This window comes from Ruegeria sp. HKCCD3925 (assembly GCF_057221175.1).
On sequence record NZ_JBWVBI010000003.1, the window covers coordinates 504,025 to 517,734 of the forward strand.

Genomic DNA, 13,710 nt, shown 5'->3' on the forward strand with positions numbered 1-13,710 from the left:
ACGAAGCGCAAAGAACTGCAGTGCTTGGTCGGAACTCGCACGGAACCCGAGGGCGCGATCCAAATGGAAACGCAGCTAACAGGGCCTTAGCACTTGTTTGGGAAGTTCTGGTAGCGGAGGAGGGACTTGAACCCCCGACACGCGGATTATGATTCCGTTTACCTTCTAACTTAGCTGGAAGTCTCTCACGGTCTATGGCTGTCCATAATTATCCGGCCCTACCTTATTTTACTGTTTAAAATCTGGCCCCTCATATTGTCCCCCGAATAATTATTGTCTACTATCATCCATAACCGTCCGCCACAATCCAGTTGATTTTGTCCCCCATGAGTCCCCCAGAGCGATGAAGAGGAAATTGACTAACAGATACCTTGAAAGCCTTACCCCGCCCGAGACGGGGCGTCTTGAGGTGTCTGACACAGAGCGCAAAGGGTTGAGGTTCCGGCTTTCCTCTACTGGCAAGGCAGTATGGATGTATGAAAAACGGGTGAAAGGCGGGCCAAAGCGCAAACATACGCTTGGCCAGTGGCCCAAGCCTGTCGGTTTATCAGAAGCCCGCAAGATGGCATTGGAGATTGAAGCCGAGGCTGCGCAGGGAATTGACCGCATCGCGAACGCAGAGGCAGAGAGGCGAGAAAAGAAGCGTACGCAGGCATCAACACTGAACGTATCGCAGGTGCTGGATATCTATGACACCATCCATCTATCCAGCCTCAGAACGCGTGACGAAAGGCTTCGCCAGTTGCGCCAATCCCTATCTGAGCATCTGGATAACCCAATCACTGACTTGACGCGAAGCGATATTCAAAGTGCCGTGGACGCAAAAGCGTCGGCTGGCCGAAAGGCATACGCTAATCGTATTCGGGCTGCGTTGTCTGCGTTTTCAAATTGGGCATGGGTGCGCGGCTACATCTCCGAGAATATAGCCAGCGGCGTTGCGAAAGCGACAACCGAACATGCGCGAGAGCGGGTTCTATCGATTGGCGAAATAAGGACAATCTGGAAGGCTACGTTTCAGATGGGCCCTGTCTGGGGTCCGGTGTTTCGGCTTTTGCTGCTCACCTGTCAGCGTAGGGGGGAAATCCTGGGCCTTAAATGGGAGGAAATCACATTCGACACGGCGCGAATGACTAAGCCGGGATCTCAGACAAAGAATAAGAAGCCGCACATCACCCACCTTTCCAATCCAGCTTTGAAGGAATTGAAGGGGCTTCATTCCGAAGACACCGATACCGGCTTTGTGTTCACGACGACTGGCGAGACCCCTATTTCAGGGATCGGAAAAGCAAAGGCACGACTGGACAAACTTCTGCCAGATGATTTTGAGCATTGGCGGATACATGACATCCGAACCGGATTTGCCACAAAGATGGCTGATGCAGGGGAAAACGAGGCTGTTGTGGATCGCATATTGAATCACTCGGCAACGGCATCGGCCCCAACGCTCGTTGGACGCGTTTACAATCAAGCTCAATTGCTGGATCAGCGCGCCGTTGCATTAGATAAGTGGGCTGAACTTGTAACGCAAGAAAGTGCAGACGTTGTTGCGATTGGGGGCCGGGGTGACTGACGAAATGTCGGAACGTAGAACCTTACTTATTACGGCCATCAAAAGGATGTCCAACTCCACTAGTGATGATGATGCGCAGGCACACGCAGAGGCGTTAGAGCAGTGCTACAGCCTTGCGTCCAGTCTACAATCTGTTGAGCGCACAGACCGAGAGCCCCAAAAAGACGTTGAAGACATCAAAAAAGCCGCAAAGTCATTGGCTTCTGCTGCCAAGCAACTAGAGCGGGTCGGATGGCACGGGAGCAAGACGTTTCCACAGGTTCTTAGGTGCTTCTTTCCTGACGCTGAAGCCGATTCTATTGCGCCGACACCCAACCTGTTGGCTCAAAAAGAGCTAGTGGAATCCCTGAATGTAATGAGTGACATTTTGAACTCAGCGGCGGCGTCAGTAAATCCAAACGCTCTTTCCTTGAATAGCGCGTTCAGCGACAGACCGGAATTCGCAGTCGTCAACAAAAACAAACCAACCGAAACCGCCGCAATGCTGCTTGCATTGGAGTGCTCAAAGACTTTCTACGCAATTACCAGTTCAATGCCGATTGTTAGCACAAATCCTCATGAACGAGGAAACCCAGCCTACGGCCCGTTTCTTGACTTTGTGACTGCAGTCTTCGCAGCGATGGGAACCAAAGCCAGTCCGGAAACTTGGGCGCGCGCAGCAGGTAAGGGTTTTTCCCCACCAGCCGATTAAGAAAGCTCCTTTATACCTCGGCGGGCAGTCTCCGTACGTTCTTTCGCATCAACACGGATACGGAGAAACGAACATGGATATCGTTGGAAATCACAACACGCGCCCACGGGCAACGGATGTATCCGGGGCGGTAACCTACACCGGCATGTCCCGGAGTACGCTCTATGAGGAAATGAAGGCCGGACGGCTCAAGTACGTCAAAATCGGCAACTCCACCCGGTTAGAGTACGACGAGTTGGATCGTTGGTTCAATCAAGTCGCTGAACCCGCAGCCTAATCAAAACCCGCACCCAGAAACAGGGCGCGGGCGGTATGCAATTGCGGCTGGTGGAATAGTTGTAATTGTAACCGTTTCTCGCCCTTGGTGCAATAACCAAGGAGCAGAAAATGAGTACTCAGCAGAAACCAGACACCGGACGCCAGAAGTTCGGTATCTATTTCCTCGCCACCAAAGTCGAGCTGATCCAAGCGAGCGAGGTAGCGGTATGAGAACTGTTGACCTCCAAATCCACACCCTTCGTCGCAAGCACGGCCTCTCTGAGGCCGCTGCACGTGTCGTTGCCGCCCTGTATTATGGGGGGCGTCGTTCATGAGTGTCGTCATTCAGAAAAATGCTCAGGAGGAAATCCGCGTTTCACGTGAGGAATACATGGGCCGCGACATTGTTAACATGCGTGTCTGGTATCTCGCGAAAGACGGGGAAAAACACCCAACGAAAAAGGGGGTGGCGTTCAGCGCCACCCTTCTCCCTGACTTTCAGACAGCACTGGCAAAACTGGTAGACCAGAATGGTGGTGCTTGATGGGGCGTGACAAGAAAAATGAGCGCCGGAGTGAGCATTGGACAAAGCTCATTCGCAACATGATGGAGGAGCCCGCATGGCGGGCCCTCTCGACAACTGCGCAAGCATTGTATCCGTGGCTAAGGCTGGAATGGCGTGGAGTTGGTAACAATAACAACGGCAAGATATGCTTGAGCGTCAGACAAGCCGCTGAGCGTCTGGGCGTATCGTATAATACCGCAGCCAAAGGGTTCCGTGAACTTCAAGCGAAGGGCTTCATCGCCGTCACACGCCCTCCAAAACTAGGCACCAGCGGAGTCGCATCCTCTCCGCTGTTCGAACTGACCGAAATTTCATTGCCGACTGCACACGGTGAGTCTGGCCGCAGATTGTACAAACAGTGGTCAAAAGGCTCAGATTTCCCGGTCGTAAAAGCCCCTGTTCACAACCCAACTGGCAAAGGCGGAAAAACAAAACCCTGTCTTAAAAACTGCGACGAGACCGTCGTAAATTTTGCGACGAGAAAAACGGAGGCGACGCAATAAATGCGACGGGCCGTATCAATACTTGCGACGAAATCGGGTGATTTCGGCAAGTCCTCCGTCGCAATATTTAAGACATCCTTAATCTACCAGGGGGTCTGGGGGAAACGGGCACCTTCTGCACCAACTATCCAACACAATGAGGCAAGAGAAATGACGGATGAACCTGACCGTAAAAACGGAACGAATACGGACGAGAGAAACCCGGATGGAACCTTTGCTACCGGCAATCCCGGCAAGCCCAGAGGAACCCGGCACAGGGTCACACGGGCAGTTGAGGAACTGCTTGAGGGCCAGTCTGAGCAAATCACCCAGAAGGCTGTTGAAATGGCACTTGAGGGCGACAGCACGGCCCTTCGTCTTTGCCTGGAACGGATAGCGCCCACCAGAAAGGACGCACCAGTCAACTTCGAGCTTCCACCTATCAGCACTGCTAGCGAGGCCTCGAAAACCTCGCAGGCGGTGCTGAAGGCGGTTTCCGATGGTGAGATTACTCCGCTGGAGGGAGCAACGGTCATGGGGCTCGTAGAGCAATACAGGCGTGTTCTTGAGACGACCGATTTGGAGAAACGTATTGCGGCATTGGAGGCAAAGAAATGAGTATCAAAAACCGCGTCAGCAAACTGGAAGAAAAATCAGACAACAAGTTCAAGGTCGCCATCGTGAAAGGCGAATTCTTTGACAAGTGTGGCGAACCAATTTCAACAGATGGCGAGTATCCTCGAAATCTTGCAGAGCGGGTCCACAGTGCAATCGTTGGCGTTTCGGATTCAGAAGAAACCGTCACATTAGAGCGTGAGGAAAGTGAGACTGGTGCCGAGTTCATGCGCCGTTTCGATCAGGCTGGCAACCTTTTAGGCAAAGGCGCTGGGGCCACCGTAACTCTGCGCTGGGATGTCAAATGGATTTGATGGGAAGCACAAAATGAGCGTTCGCAAAAGACTAGAAAAGCTTGAGCAAGTATCTGCAAAAGGCCCAATCTTGGTTTTGCCTGATATAGAGTTTTACCCCCATATGGGCGACTGGTGCATAGCGTCTCGGGTTTTTGTCGTGCACCTGATGATTTCTCGGAAAGGCTGGAACCTGACATTTTCTTTTCCACAGCCAAAATCGATGGGTTGGAAGACATCAAGGTCGAGCGACTTGATGACGAAGAGTTTAGAGACTTCAGCCATCGGATTGATGATGCGTGCCAGACGGTGCTCAGCACTGAAAACAAAAGTCGGTTTTTGCCCGCTGTTGGTTGGCAATTTGCTTGGCACTGAACACTGTGGGGTCTAGGAAATGTGGAAAGCCACCAATGAGCACGTTCGAATGATGCGTTCAATGGAACGGTTTTTGAAAACGAAAGTTAGTGAATCGCTTATTACGTTGTTCGCCAATCCTCATGACAACGCTACCGGCAGGGTGCGGCTAGAACCATCACCCAGGTACGATCCGCAGCCTCGTACAGCGCAAACTCCTGGGCCCTGCGTGACAGCATACTGGCACGATGCCCCCGTGACTGCGCCCAAGCCGACATCACAGCGTCCAGACCATTTTGACCTTTGGCAATGTTCTCAGCAACGAAACACCAATCATAGCCTGCCTTGCGCACCCGCTTACCCACGTCAGACCCGTTGGAGCCGGTATGCGAAAAGAACCCCTTCTTCACCATGTCTTCAGCATGAGACTTGGCGGCTTTCTCCAACTTCCGACTGTAGACTAACCCTTGAAGACCTTGGCTTTTTCGAAACGTGTTCAGTTCGTCAGTCGCTGTGGGGTTTGCAGCGAGTGGCGCGGGCAAAAGAAACGCCAGAATTAACAACAAACGCGTCAGCATTTTTCCACCAGGTTTTGCCTAGAATGGTTCACACGGATCCATAGATAGCATGTTGAATTCCCACCGGTCTTGATGAAACAACAATATCGCACCAAGGATTCTATTTGCATAGATAATAGCTTCACTGATTGGAGGTACGACGCGCCAAACTCGTACCCCCTCATAGAAATCGCTAATCCCATCACGACGCGCCGCACCTGCTTGGTATCGGTGCAGCGTGTTTGAATTGTGTCTGAGATAAGAAAATAAGGGGCCTACGGGAATCCCCCAATTTCGGACAAGGCGCTAACGGGGTAGATTGGGTTTAACGGAACAACACTACCACTCCGGATACCCCCTCAAGAGAGAGGGGCTGGCTAAGACCCCCTCATCCAGCCCCTCACCACCTTCACTCTCAATCATTTGTGAGACGGTGGGTTCTTCCCCTTCTCCCAAACCGGGAGGCTTGCATAGTATAGCACAAAATCCCCGCCATATTCAGCCCGCTATAAATGGGGGGTGTTCGGCAGGCCTATTGTCAGCAAATTTCGAGTTCTGCACTAACACATCGACTTGGTCGGATGTCGGCTGCGAGCCCAGTGCGGACATATCCTTTGGAAAAAAATAACATGTCCGCGGCATCACTGGGACGCGTTGAAAATCGGCTGCGCAAGCAAATGTGATATTGGTTGGAGGTGCCAACTAGGACTTTATCCGGGCTGATAACGACTCAGTGTATCCAGTATTGCATTCCGGGTAATGTCATCGTTGTGGAAAATCCTGTCGGCGAGAAACTCGGACGGAAACTCAGGCCATGTCCTGCGCATTTCAGCAACGAGCCGTCGTGCTTTTTCTGAATTTCCCAACTGATCGTGCGCAACGGCTTGGAATAAGAGCGAAGGAGCACTGACTGGCGCCCCGGCAGCTGGCGCTCCCTGAAAGGCTTCAACAACATTTTCGTAGTTCCCGAGCATAAGTTGCGAAACGCCCCAGATGTTTCTCGCACCAAACCTACCAGAGCCTGATTTGGGCCTCTCCGGGTTGCTAACCTCGGCAGCAAGTTCCGGGGCGTTAGCCAAGATGGCGGTGATACCTGCAAGGTCGAGAATATGGCCATCATTCGGCGCCAGTTCGACGGACATTCTTGCGTACTTCAATGCCTCGTTTGGCTGGTTTTTGACAGCCAGCACCCAACCATTTGCGCTGTTTGCCCACGCGTCGGCCGGGGACAATTGAAGCGCTTTTTCAGACATTTCTGAAGCTTGATTGGAGAAATCATCCCTTTGTGATTCATCCGGCGACAACACCGCTAAGATCGCCAGGACCTGCGCTGATCCGGCATAGCCGTCGGACAGAGCCGGGTCGAGTTCCATCGCGTGCTGGAACATTCCCAGTGCTATCTGCTGACGTTTGACATCAAAAACGGGAAAAAACATGCCTCGGGCTTGGTCTGCAATGTTGGCCGCCTGGAGTCTCGTCAATGATTGTTCACCAAGCGCCACACGTTCTGCTTTCTCGATGGATCGAGTTGTCGGCACAACCTCCCTGTTATCCTGGCTCATCCAGATGCCAAGCACAGCGACTAATGCAACAACACCTAGTCCACCAGGCAGCAGTTGCCGCGAACGCCAACGGCCAACTGGATTGTCGCTCTTCAGTTCACTTGATGTACGGTCTTCGATTGTAGATTCGTATGAAAACCGCGGCTTGTATCCGCCGGGATCAACAAAAATGCGAACTCCGTTGCCGTCCCAGTGATCTTCGTAGAACTGATGTAAAAGACGACGCAGTCGCCTAGCCTCAACGCGAACCAGGTTTTGACCACCAGTACCATCTATGCGCCGCCCATAGACCTCAACAGCGATAGCTTTGCCTCTAATCTGAGCGCTTCGACCAGATAGAGTTTCCTCGACTATATAGGTGAGAAACTGCGTGAGTCGGGGTGAAGCTTGAAACCCGTCGCTTGATACAATTCGACTCAGAGCTTCCCGGATGAGCTCCGGAGAAGGCTGTCCAACATGTTGATTTATTGGTAATTCGTTGGATTTGTTCAATGTCAACTCACCCCCAACTCACGGTGACTCACTTGGCCTTTGCGGTCAACCGCACTCATCTTGATTTGAGAATAGATAGTGGGTTTCGGGATTTTCCAGTGACGGTGGACCTGATTGAAGAAATTCCAGAACTTTCCGATGTGCTGTCGAGGCGCATCGAAACGGACGCGCTTCTCGGCGAGGTCATCGAAGACCTGAAGAAAGCATCTGCGTTTTCGAAAGACGCATCGATCACGGCCTCAGAGCGCGCCGAATGGGCCCACATCAAATCTGAACTCATCAACGAGCTTCGCCGGATATTGAAGCGCAAACTGTGAGATACTTTTAACTGAGGACCAATCCATGACCAAGGAAGACAATAGAAAAGACCAGGACGACAAACAGGCTCAGGCGTCAGACCAAATTGAAGACCCGTCGCGGCGGAGTGTTCTAAAGGGCTTGGCTACTGGAGCAGCTGCGACAGGGGCAGCTGGGTTTGCAGCAGGAAGCGCCGAGGCCCACGAAGGAGACGGCCCTCTAGGAGAAACACTCAAAAACCCATATGGTGGTCGACCCGCAGGCGGCATATCTTTGCCGGAGTACTTCCGTCCTACGAAATACATGACTGGTTCAAACGCGAACTATTTTCCACTGAGTGAGGAGTTGGGGCCAGATGAGATGCGCATCTCATTCTGTGGCTCAACACCATATCCGCCGCGCGAAGATCAAGCGGGCACCTGTATTATGGTCGAGCTGGGTAACGGAAAAAGGTTCTTCTTCGATTTTGGATCCGGTTGTGTGCGCAATATCATTGCCATGCAAGTGCCGGGGCAGCTGATCAACGACATCTTCATCTCTCACCTTCATGTCGACCACTACGCCGATATTCCTTATATTTATCCGTTCCGTGCTTGGTCGGGTGGTTACACGCCACTACGCATCCATGGTCCCTCTGGTCGGACACCCGAACTTGGGACAGCTGGAATGGTCAAAGGCATGCAGCAGATGCTCAAGTGGCATCTGGAGGCCTTTGATGTGTTCCCGATTGGGGACGGCTACGAGATCGAAGTCAACGAGTTTGATTTCCGTCAGGAAGGCGGAATCGTTTATGACGAAGATGGCGTGACTGTTCGGTCTTGGCCTCGAAGCCATGCCAAGGACGGTGCGGTTGGCTATCGGCTCGATTGGAACGGGCTGAGCTTTGTATGGACCGGCGATGGTCGCCCGGATGAGCTTTCACGGAAATACGGCGAAGGCGTTGATGTCTTTGTAACCGAAATGTCGGGACAGGATATTGGTCAGTTGATGACCTACAAATACGGTATCCCACAGGATCTCTTTAACTACACTATCGATACGCATCACACCTCCCACTATGCCGTGGGTAAGCTCTTTGCTGACACAAGGCCGCGTTTGGGAATGGTGACACACTATACCCAGGACGAAGACATCGATGCAGAAATGCTGGCTGGTATTCGCGCCCACTACGACGGTCTTTTCCAATGGGGTCTCGATGTTGCCGTTGTGAATGTGACCAAGGATGCAATCTGGTACAGAAAAGCTGCACTGCCCGGAAAATCCGGCACTGTACCACCGTTTCGCGAACTGGCTGCGGCAGCCGAGGCCGGGCGTATTGAGCTTCCGGATGAAATAACACTACCGAATCCGAGGCTCACCCGAGCAGATCAGCAAGACCAGAAGTACCGTGATATGGAGATCGATCCACGCGAATACTATCCAACTGACGTTTTCCGAGCACCCGGCGGGGACTGGCCGCAGGACTTTACCATCAAAGTTTCGGATGTAATCGGCTCGCGTGATGAAGATTGAGAGGAGATCGAACAATGATTGAATTTGGTTCGATTTCTGCGATCCCTGTCACGATCCTTACCGGCTTTCTTGGAGCCGGTAAGACAACACTTTTGAACCGGATCCTAACAGGCAATCACGGGTTGCGGGTTGCGGTTCTTGTAAATGACTTTGGATCCATAAACGTCGATGCAGACTTGGTGGTCGGCCTCGAAGATGACGTTATGAGCCTGGCAAATGGGTGCGTTTGCTGCTCGATACGAGATGACTTGATCGAAACGGTGGAAGCCGTTCTCGCCCGGCCCGAGAAACCGGAATACATCGTCCTTGAAGCAAGTGGAGTGTCGGATCCGTCATCAATTGCGATGACATTTACCGATCAGAAGTTTCGGGACATGATCCGCTTGGACAGCCTTATGTGTCTGGTCGATGCGGATCAGCTATTTGCTGCGCCGGAACAAATGGAACTAAAGCTCCGTCAAATTGCGTTCTCGGACATGGTTATTTTGAACAAGGTCGACCTCGTCGACAGGGCGGCTGTTCAAAGGGTGCACGATTGGCTCGGGTCTCGCTTCCGTCGCTATCGTTTGGTCGAAGCTGTCAATGCGGACGTCCCACTGGATATACTTCTTTCAGTCGGTCGCTTTGCCGCCGAACAGCTCGAAACAGAAATACCCGATCATCACGAACATGGACCGGATTGTGGTTGCCACCACTCTGATCACTCGGACAGCTTCTCAACAACTATGATGAAAACTGAACGCCCGATAAGCTTATCTTCTCTCCGAAGCGCAATTCGAAAGCTTCCGGGCGATGTGTATCGCCTCAAGGGTTTTGTTTTTAGTGAGGAGGATCCAGATCATCGCATCCTCGTTCAGGTCGTTGGAAAACGTATGGACATCGCACGTGATGGCGCTTGGGGTGACCGCAAACCCGAAACAAGGCTTGTCGCAATAGGTGCTCCGGGGGTGCTCTCCGAGGATGTACTTTCGGACACGCTTATGGAGACAGTCTGAAAGCCAGGTTCGTCCAAGTATTTTGGCTATGAATCAACCGTGCTGGACAATTTCATCCAGTTCGGCGGGGGACGGTAAGTGAGTGGACCGTTCCCCAACTTATGGCACCGAACCTATTGGATGGGCTTAGCTTCAGGAAGCGGCGAAATTACAAATCGCACCGAAAATAAACGCCTACCTTGTTTGCACCGCGGTCACTAAAACTATTTCCTGGAATAAGTGGGCTGAGCTGGAAATGGACTTTCAGAATTACTTGAACGAGGCGGTTTCACAGAAGGCCGCTGGCACGGAAACAATATGTTTCGAGACGTCTATGCCTTATAATTCGAGTTCTTTGGCGTTTGTAAATGCGATAGCGAACTGGCGTTGTTTCGGAGGTTAACTGATGCTCATCGTCTTAAGTCTTTACTTCGGCTTGATTTGGTTGGTGTTTTCTAAACTTAAGTGGCTCCCGTGGAACGGGTTCTGGAAAACGGTTATCTACGCTGGCGCAGCAGTGATTGCTCTTGTCGTAATAGGAGCTCTCAATCACACGACACCCACTGGTCCAGTTTCAGTTCAAGGGATTGAGACAAACATTGCACCTAACGTATCGGGAACAGTTGTCGAGGTAGCTGTTGAGGCCAATCAATCGGTTAGCGAAGGCGATTTACTCTTCAAAATTGACCCTGATGTATTTGCCTCTGAAGTATCACGCCTTGAGGCTTCTCTAGAAACGGCTAAGTCTTCGGCAGACCAATTAGTGACTGACCTCGCCGCAGCCGAGGCAGAAATCGAGTCTTTGAATGCCCAGCTTCTCTTCGGGCAGCAGAGGCGTGATGATATCATTCAATTAGAAGAACGAGGCGCATCGACAACCTTTCAACTTCAAGAAGCTGTCGCAACGATTGATCAACTGACCGCCAATATCCGAGCAGCTGAAGCGCGCAAGAAGGGACTAGAGCGTCGAATTTCTGCTACTATTGATGGTCGAGACGCCGCAATTGTCGAAGCTGAAATGGCGTTGGAACAAGCCAAATGGAGTCTTGAAGAGACTGAGGTTCACTCACCAGGAAATGGTGTCGTTTCTGCTGTGACACTAAGGCCAGGAAACCGCGCCACCACTTTCCAAGGTGCGATAACCTTTATTGACCCATCGGATTTCGCCATTGTGGCCTCCCTCCCGCAATCTAGTCGTCAAAACGTCAATATCGGAGATGAAATCAGGTTGGCGCTGCGTACGCAGCCCGGCACGGAACTCTCCGGCATCATTGTTGCTATGCCGGTCGGATCTGCCGAGGGCACACTGGATCTGCGTTCAGGCCTTCCTTCAATACGAGAGCTAGCCGGTATTTCTAGTTTCCCGGTGTTGATCGAGTTAACTGACGGTTCCGATTTTGAAGCTCTACCTTTTGGTACATCTGGAACAGCATTGGTAATGACTGAAAAAGCAGGCGCAATCGGGGTTCTTGCCGAAATCCTGTTTTGGGTAACTAAACAGATGAATTATTTGTAACTGGTAATGGGTGCCATGCTGCAAAGAATGGCAGCATTGTCCGCACAACTGTCATTAATCTCGTCGCCAACCATCAAAAAGTTCACCAAACGTTCCCTTGATTTCGCTATGCTCGCCGAATGTGCGGACGACTCGGCAGACCTGAAATGACATGGGCGGAACTCTATGCCCTGCAGAACTGGATCGTGAACGGCGTTCCTATCCCAACTGAGCGCGATCCAAACGCCCAAGACCTTTCAATGAGCTGGAACGTGAAGCCCACTCAGATGTTGGATTTGGCGTTCATCCATGGCGATCGACTGATAAGCTCTACGGCACGCTGGTGGCTTGTACCGCACTGGTTCAAAGAAGACTTGAAACAATGGAAGCCCACCACTTTCAACGCGAAGATAGAAACGGCACATAAGCTAGGTTCGTTCCGAGTTGCTTGGAAGAGCAGCAGATGCATTATCCCGGCCAGTTTCTACTATGAATGGACAGGCCCAAAGGGGGCCAAACAGCCTTGGGTTATCAAGACAGATACCAATGACCCCTGCATGTATTTCGCAGGCCTCTACTCGCGCCTCTCGTCTGGTCTGAACACCTGCACAATTCTCACCCGCCCTGCGTTGCATCAAATCGAACACATACATGCACGGTCACCGGTAATTCTAACGAACGAGAACCTGGTGCCGTGGATGTCAGGCGAGATTGACCACGACGAAGCGCAGAACTTGGGCACAGAATGGGATGGACGTATGCGTTATCACAAGGTCGCACCGATTGGCCGCGATGATGACGGGCCGGGGTTAATCGACGTTATCGAGGCGTAATGGTCACGCGCAGCAGATCCCCGAAGAAAGCAGCAGATGAAAAATACTTCCCTATCAGGGTGCGTGTGCAGGTTCCTGAAGAAGGGTTCGGATATCGGCTTCATGAGATCCACAATTGGCTAGATGCCCATGCCGGTCGGGGACGTTGGGGTTGGAATGCGGATAGTGTGCTATCACGCGGATCCCGGGATGCGACGGCGTTTTATCTGCTGGACGAGCAATTGATTGCACCGTTCATTGAGGCATTCGACCTGGAGCTTGCGCAAGGTGAGGCGGACCTTTGCGGTAGTGGGTCTTTCAATCTCATGGCAGCTATGAGTCGAAAGCGATAGTCACTCGTAGTCGTTTTCCAAATTCCATTTGACTATCTTCAAGCACGCTCGGGTCTGCGCATCGAGCCAAGGTTTTTCTGGATCATGGCCCGAAGCATCTAAATCAATCGGTTTGAAGCCCTCTATCGGTCCATCAGAAACAGCGCCTTCAGGAGGTGCAAACTTCTCGCATGCTTGAAAAGCCGTTATGAAATTGGCTGTTCTATCTAGGTCGCGTGCTTTGGTTTCTGAGATGTAAATTACGACAGGAACCACAGCAAGAAGTGCAGCAATGATGACCACAATGCGTTCAATAGCTTCAAGCTTCTTTAACAATGGCTCTCTCCAGAAATTCACCTACAATACTTGGCCCGTCTGAGCCGTGATTTAGCCGCTGGTGTCTCTAAATGCCTGTAGCGACCCCCACTGTACCTACGGCAATCTAGGGCATGTCCTGCGACGATTACAGCGGCCCCTATGTCTTCACCGTCAGCGTAACAGACACCAACATACCTATCATGGGTGCGCTCACCGTTCAGTTTGCATTCGATGGATTTGCCGCGAAGGTAGTTGACCATCCAGCGCTTGGCTTTCTGACCCGACTGTGTGCCGAGTTCGGGTGCATCAACGCCGTTCAATCGAACAGGTGTGCCATCTACTACAATGGTATCAGCATCACGGACATGCAGCCCACCTGCGATTGCTGAGGTAGCGAGCGAGATGGCCATGAATGCGAAAAATGTTCTTATCAAAATATCCGTATACCCTTGCTGCTGCAAATCACTGACTATTCTGATAAGATGATCCAATAGAACGAGCGAATTTAGAACCTATGAACTTCCTAATATC

18 protein-coding genes are annotated in these 13,710 nt (G+C 51.8%); 14 read left to right on the forward strand and 4 right to left on the reverse strand.

The window, feature by feature from the left end; translation table 11 throughout:
- Window positions 1-343 precede the first annotated feature (343 nt).
- The 8 genes from AC2TEM_RS09900 to AC2TEM_RS09935 all read left to right on the forward strand — a co-directional run bounded on the left by AC2TEM_RS09900 (window position 344) and on the right by AC2TEM_RS09935 (window position 4,865).
- On the forward strand, window positions 344-1,570 hold the full coding sequence (locus AC2TEM_RS09900) for a tyrosine-type recombinase/integrase (protein ID WP_480790597.1): 1,227 nt from the start codon (window positions 344-346) through the stop codon (window positions 1,568-1,570).
- Window positions 1,563-2,261: a hypothetical protein gene (locus AC2TEM_RS09905; protein WP_480790596.1), complete on the forward strand. Its 699-nt coding sequence runs from the start codon at window positions 1,563-1,565 to the stop codon at window positions 2,259-2,261. Before AC2TEM_RS09900 ends, AC2TEM_RS09905 begins: the two co-directional genes overlap by 8 nt.
- Before the next feature lie 73 nt (window positions 2,262-2,334).
- A complete protein-coding gene (locus AC2TEM_RS09910; protein ID WP_480783467.1) occupies window positions 2,335-2,538 on the forward strand; it encodes a helix-turn-helix domain-containing protein in 204 nt (67 codons plus the stop codon).
- Window positions 2,539-2,850: 312 nt separating this feature from the next.
- Entirely contained in the window at window positions 2,851-3,063 is a 213-nt protein-coding gene (locus tag AC2TEM_RS09915) for a transcriptional coactivator p15/PC4 family protein (RefSeq protein WP_480790595.1), read from the forward strand.
- Window positions 3,063-3,587 (forward strand): hypothetical protein, encoded by a 525-nt coding sequence (locus AC2TEM_RS09920; protein WP_480790594.1) that lies wholly within the window; start codon window positions 3,063-3,065, stop codon window positions 3,585-3,587. Before AC2TEM_RS09915 ends, AC2TEM_RS09920 begins: the two co-directional genes overlap by 1 nt.
- A gap of 150 nt (window positions 3,588-3,737) precedes the next feature.
- A complete protein-coding gene (locus AC2TEM_RS09925) occupies window positions 3,738-4,184 on the forward strand; it encodes a DUF5681 domain-containing protein (RefSeq protein WP_480790593.1) in 447 nt (148 codons plus the stop codon).
- The gene (locus AC2TEM_RS09930; RefSeq protein ID WP_480790592.1) at window positions 4,181-4,495 is read left to right on the forward strand and encodes a hypothetical protein; all 315 of its coding nucleotides are present in this window, start codon (window positions 4,181-4,183) and stop codon (window positions 4,493-4,495) included. The genes AC2TEM_RS09925 and AC2TEM_RS09930 overlap by 4 nt, the downstream gene beginning before the upstream one ends.
- Window positions 4,496-4,508: 13 nt before the next feature.
- The gene (locus AC2TEM_RS09935) at window positions 4,509-4,865 is read left to right on the forward strand and encodes a hypothetical protein (protein ID WP_480856160.1); all 357 of its coding nucleotides are present in this window, start codon (window positions 4,509-4,511) and stop codon (window positions 4,863-4,865) included.
- Between the two features lie 115 nt (window positions 4,866-4,980).
- Here the strand turns inward: AC2TEM_RS09935 and AC2TEM_RS09940 are convergent, their stop codons facing one another.
- Window positions 4,981-5,406 (reverse strand): CAP domain-containing protein, encoded by a 426-nt coding sequence (locus AC2TEM_RS09940; RefSeq protein ID WP_480856161.1) that lies wholly within the window; start codon window positions 5,404-5,406, stop codon window positions 4,981-4,983.
- Between the two features lie 689 nt (window positions 5,407-6,095).
- The gene (locus tag AC2TEM_RS09945) at window positions 6,096-7,439 is read right to left on the reverse strand and encodes a tetratricopeptide repeat protein (protein ID WP_170425476.1); all 1,344 of its coding nucleotides are present in this window, start codon (window positions 7,437-7,439) and stop codon (window positions 6,096-6,098) included.
- A 32-nt stretch (window positions 7,440-7,471) separates the two neighbouring features.
- On the opposite strand from AC2TEM_RS09945, the gene AC2TEM_RS09950 reads away from it, so the two are divergent.
- The 6 genes from AC2TEM_RS09950 to AC2TEM_RS09975 all read left to right on the forward strand — a co-directional run bounded on the left by AC2TEM_RS09950 (window position 7,472) and on the right by AC2TEM_RS09975 (window position 12,882).
- Window positions 7,472-7,756: a hypothetical protein gene (locus tag AC2TEM_RS09950; protein WP_170425473.1), complete on the forward strand. Its 285-nt coding sequence runs from the start codon at window positions 7,472-7,474 to the stop codon at window positions 7,754-7,756.
- Between the two features lie 25 nt (window positions 7,757-7,781).
- Window positions 7,782-9,248 (forward strand): guanitoxin biosynthesis MBL fold metallo-hydrolase GntH, encoded by a 1,467-nt coding sequence (gene gntH / locus AC2TEM_RS09955; protein ID WP_480439619.1) that lies wholly within the window; start codon window positions 7,782-7,784, stop codon window positions 9,246-9,248.
- A gap of 14 nt (window positions 9,249-9,262) precedes the next feature.
- Window positions 9,263-10,243, forward strand: a complete 981-nt coding sequence (locus AC2TEM_RS09960; RefSeq protein ID WP_170425470.1) for a CobW family GTP-binding protein — start codon at window positions 9,263-9,265, stop codon at window positions 10,241-10,243.
- A gap of 385 nt (window positions 10,244-10,628) precedes the next feature.
- Complete coding sequence (locus AC2TEM_RS09965; RefSeq protein WP_170425467.1) at window positions 10,629-11,738, forward strand: HlyD family secretion protein; 1,110 nt, start codon at window positions 10,629-10,631, stop codon at window positions 11,736-11,738.
- A 119-nt stretch (window positions 11,739-11,857) separates the two neighbouring features.
- Window positions 11,858-12,550: an SOS response-associated peptidase gene (locus tag AC2TEM_RS09970; protein WP_170425465.1), complete on the forward strand. Its 693-nt coding sequence runs from the start codon at window positions 11,858-11,860 to the stop codon at window positions 12,548-12,550.
- The gene (locus AC2TEM_RS09975; protein WP_480856162.1) at window positions 12,550-12,882 is read left to right on the forward strand and encodes a hypothetical protein; all 333 of its coding nucleotides are present in this window, start codon (window positions 12,550-12,552) and stop codon (window positions 12,880-12,882) included. Before AC2TEM_RS09970 ends, AC2TEM_RS09975 begins: the two co-directional genes overlap by 1 nt.
- On the opposite strand, the gene AC2TEM_RS09980 is transcribed toward AC2TEM_RS09975, so the two are convergent.
- Together AC2TEM_RS09980 and AC2TEM_RS09985 are read right to left on the reverse strand one after the other, a co-directional pair.
- On the reverse strand, window positions 12,883-13,197 hold the full coding sequence (locus AC2TEM_RS09980; RefSeq protein ID WP_480572420.1) for a hypothetical protein: 315 nt from the start codon (window positions 13,195-13,197) through the stop codon (window positions 12,883-12,885).
- Between the two features lie 17 nt (window positions 13,198-13,214).
- Entirely contained in the window at window positions 13,215-13,589 is a 375-nt protein-coding gene (locus AC2TEM_RS09985; protein ID WP_480856163.1) for a thermonuclease family protein, read from the reverse strand.
- Between the last annotated feature and the right edge of the window lie 121 nt (window positions 13,590-13,710).

Coding starts and splice junctions, on each gene's coding strand:
- AC2TEM_RS09915 (WP_480790595.1), top strand. CDS start 2,851: ATGAGTGTCGTCATTCAGAAAAATGCTCAGGAGGAAATCCGCGTTTCA.
- AC2TEM_RS09900 (WP_480790597.1), top strand. CDS start 344: ATGAAGAGGAAATTGACTAACAGATACCTTGAAAGCCTTACCCCGCCC.
- AC2TEM_RS09975 (WP_480856162.1), top strand. CDS start 12,550: ATGGTCACGCGCAGCAGATCCCCGAAGAAAGCAGCAGATGAAAAATAC.
- AC2TEM_RS09935 (WP_480856160.1), top strand. CDS start 4,509: ATGAGCGTTCGCAAAAGACTAGAAAAGCTTGAGCAAGTATCTGCAAAA.
- AC2TEM_RS09940 (WP_480856161.1), bottom strand. CDS start 5,406: ATGCTGACGCGTTTGTTGTTAATTCTGGCGTTTCTTTTGCCCGCGCCA.
- AC2TEM_RS09920 (WP_480790594.1), top strand. CDS start 3,063: ATGGGGCGTGACAAGAAAAATGAGCGCCGGAGTGAGCATTGGACAAAG.
- AC2TEM_RS09930 (WP_480790592.1), top strand. CDS start 4,181: ATGAGTATCAAAAACCGCGTCAGCAAACTGGAAGAAAAATCAGACAAC.
- AC2TEM_RS09925 (WP_480790593.1), top strand. CDS start 3,738: ATGACGGATGAACCTGACCGTAAAAACGGAACGAATACGGACGAGAGA.
- AC2TEM_RS09965 (WP_170425467.1), top strand. CDS start 10,629: ATGCTCATCGTCTTAAGTCTTTACTTCGGCTTGATTTGGTTGGTGTTT.
- AC2TEM_RS09985 (WP_480856163.1), bottom strand. CDS start 13,589: ATGGCCATCTCGCTCGCTACCTCAGCAATCGCAGGTGGGCTGCATGTC.
- AC2TEM_RS09970 (WP_170425465.1), top strand. CDS start 11,858: ATGTGCGGACGACTCGGCAGACCTGAAATGACATGGGCGGAACTCTAT.
- AC2TEM_RS09960 (WP_170425470.1), top strand. CDS start 9,263: ATGATTGAATTTGGTTCGATTTCTGCGATCCCTGTCACGATCCTTACC.
- AC2TEM_RS09910 (WP_480783467.1), top strand. CDS start 2,335: ATGGATATCGTTGGAAATCACAACACGCGCCCACGGGCAACGGATGTA.
- gntH (WP_480439619.1), top strand. CDS start 7,782: ATGACCAAGGAAGACAATAGAAAAGACCAGGACGACAAACAGGCTCAG.